We start from the raw sequence: 2,972 nt of genomic DNA on the forward strand, positions 1-2,972 counted from the left end.
CCCGCATCCGGGTGCGAGATGATACCGAAGGTACGGCGGCTGCCGACTTCCTTCTGGAAAGACGAATTAGACATGAGATTCTGGCTGATGATCTGTAAAAGGCCGCTATTCTCGCTTAAACCGCCCTCTGGTTCAAAGGTTGTGGCACATAATGGCCGTGCATTTTTTATACAACCATTAACTGCTGCCTGACCCGCACGGTTTTCAGCAGCATCCTCCGTACTCTCAGTTGCCGCTTATCCAGCCAGCAATCACCCTGATAATTTCATGAACGGAACACATAACAGTTATCATCTGACAATATAAAAATAAATAAAGTCTTTACTTTTCAATAGCTTAGGAAGATCAGCAAAGCCACTTAAACAGTCTTTCCGTCAGCAGCAGGCAGACACTGGAAATGATCAGGAATACGATCGTACCACCAGCCGGAGATTCTATCGTCAGGCTTTCCCCAGCCTCAGGGCTGATCTGCCAGTGCGCCATAAGGGGGAAGCTGCACAGCCAGCTTTTTCACAGGTTTTATTATGGAGGTTTCTTTATGAGTGCACAGCCAATCCGTATCGGCTTTATCGGTCTTAATCCAGACAGTCACTGGGCTGCAACTGCCCATATCCCGGCACTGAAATCCCTCAGTGACCGCTTTACCGTGGTCGCCGTAGCTAACTCGACTGCGGAAAGTGGCCAGCGTACGGCTGAAGCCATGAACATTAAAGCCTTTGCCACACCGCAGGATCTGGTGACTTCCGATGACATCGATCTGGTCGTCGTTACCGTGAAGGTTCCTTATCACTTTGAACTGATCAGCGCGGCACTGAACGCCGGCAAGCACGTGCACAGCGAATGGCCACTGGCGAAGGGGTCTGGAAGAAGCTGAACAACTGACCCGTGGCTGACACCAGACCCGGCCGATTTAATCGGCCGGGATCATCTGCCGCTGGCAGTAAAGCCGGGCTATCAGAAAACGATTACAGCCAGCTTGAGGATGTACCTTTATGCTTACCTGCTTACCTGCTTAACGTCTTACCTGCATACTTTTGTCCCGCTTGTCCGGAATCTTCATCCCGCCTCAGTTTCTGCCTGCAGGCCGGGACAGTGAGCTGACATTTTCCTGATCTTTTAGTCTCCCCTCTATATGCCGCTGCGCTTATAATGGGTTTATGAGAAATAATCTGAATCTTCTGCTGCAACGCCTTGCTCTGCTGCGCCTGTCCATTGCCACCATCTGGCTGATGTTTCTGGTTTATCTGCAATACCGTGGTTTTGCCGGCTTAGGTATCGCCTGGGGCCTGCTCGCCGTCTATCTGCCGCTGTTGCTGGTCACTGGCTGGCAGGGAGTGCGCAGCGAAGTACGCGACTGGCATCTGCTTCTGCATCTGGCCTTTGAGAGCCAGCTGTTATCCGGTCTGTTGTTTTTTACCGGCGGGGCGACAAACCCGTTTATTTCCTATTTTCTGGTTCTTCTGGTCGTTGGCGCCTACAGCCTGCCGGTATCCTTTTCGACACTGATCGCCCTGCTCTGTATCGTCGATTACAGCGTGCTCAGTGAATGGTATCAACCACTTCATACCAATGAATTCCACGGCATGACAGGCTCCAGCCTGTTCGATCTGCACGTCGCCGGGATGTGGCTGACCTTTGTTATCAGCGCACTGATTATGATTATTTTCATTCCCCAGCTGTTGCGCGCCCAACAAAACCAACAGAAAGAAATTCAGCGTTTAAGAGAACAACAGCTGAAAAACGAGCAGCTGATTGGTATCGCAACGCTGGCTGCCGGTACCGCTCACGAGATGGGTACGCCCTTGATGACCATGCAGATGCTGCTGGACGACGCCGCCCACCAGCCGGAACATCCGATGGACCACCACGATCTGCACCTGCTGCGTGAGCAGGTCGCACTGTGCCGACAATCATTGCAGCAACTGGCCAACGCCGGACGCAGTGCCCACGAAGAAGGTCAGCACAAAGCCTTCGACTGGCTGGCGCGCCTGCTGCACCGCTGGCGTCTGAGTCAGCCCAATGCGCTGTGGGAGGATAAAGGCATTCGTCTCGATGCCTGTATTCCGTCATCACCATTATTGGATCAGGCATTGCTGAATCTGCTCGATAACGCCGCCGAAGCAGGTAATCAGCCTATTGAGCTGAGCTGTGAAATCAGCGATGGTTGCTGGCAGATGGATATCGTCCAGCCCGACCCAAGTGCGGCGACACGAATAAAGAACGAAGGGCTGTTCAGCAGCCGCAAAGAATCCGGTATGGGCATAGGTCTGTACCTGAGTAACGCCAGTGTGGAACAATTTGGTGGTTCAATTCATCTCAGTGCACGGGCGGATGGCGGCAGTGTATGCCGCATCCGCCTGCCACTGAAAAATCCGCATAAAATTAACCTGATCTGACCGGACCTGTTTCATGCCTGCATCTGCCACGCCAGTAAAAGTTCTGATTATCGATGACGACCTGCATTTCACTCAGGTGTTAGGCAGAAGCCTGGAACGTCAGGGATACGAAGCACGTATCGCCAGCAATGGTGAGGAAGCCATAACCACAGCCAAAGCGTTTCAGCCCGAGTGGATTACCCTCGACCTGCGTCTGGAACAGGAGTCTGGCCTGAGTCTGATTGAGCAGTTAAAAGACGCTGTTGCCGGTTGCCGTATTGTGATGCTCACCGGCTATGCCAGCATTCCGACCGCAGTCGAAGCGGTCAAACTGGGGGCTCATAATTATTTGCATAAACCGGCTACGTTACAGGAGCTGATCAATGCATTTTCAGATACACCCGGGGTGCAGCAGGAAGATCAGGGACCTGCAGAAGTGATGTCGGTTGACCGTCTGGAGTGGGAACATATTCAACGCGTATTAGCCGAACATCAGGGCAATATTTCTGCGACAGCAAGAGCGTTAAACATGCACCGCCGTACACTGCAGCGCAAACTGCAGAAATACGCGCCGCGCTGAACAGCTGTCTGCTCAGT

The 2,972-nt window shown here is 52.6% G+C and carries 3 protein-coding genes; all 3 read left to right on the forward strand.

Translation table 11 applies throughout. The features are described from left to right. The first annotated feature begins 538 nt into the window (after positions 1-538). Complete coding sequence (locus B2Z72_RS14725; RefSeq protein ID WP_296984024.1) at positions 539-874, forward strand: Gfo/Idh/MocA family protein; 336 nt, start codon at positions 539-541, stop codon at positions 872-874. A 283-nt stretch (positions 875-1,157) separates the two neighbouring features. Next, positions 1,158-2,396, forward strand: a complete 1,239-nt coding sequence (locus tag B2Z72_RS14730) for an ATP-binding protein (RefSeq protein WP_296984023.1) — start codon at positions 1,158-1,160, stop codon at positions 2,394-2,396. Between the two features lie 13 nt (positions 2,397-2,409). Beyond that, a complete protein-coding gene (locus B2Z72_RS14735) occupies positions 2,410-2,955 on the forward strand; it encodes a response regulator transcription factor (RefSeq protein WP_296984022.1) in 546 nt (181 codons plus the stop codon). Positions 2,956-2,972 lie beyond the last annotated feature (17 nt).

The sequence above is a fragment of the Thalassolituus sp. UBA6592 genome (assembly GCF_002433655.1).
Lineage (GTDB): Bacteria > Pseudomonadota > Gammaproteobacteria > Pseudomonadales > Oceanobacteraceae > Venatoribacter.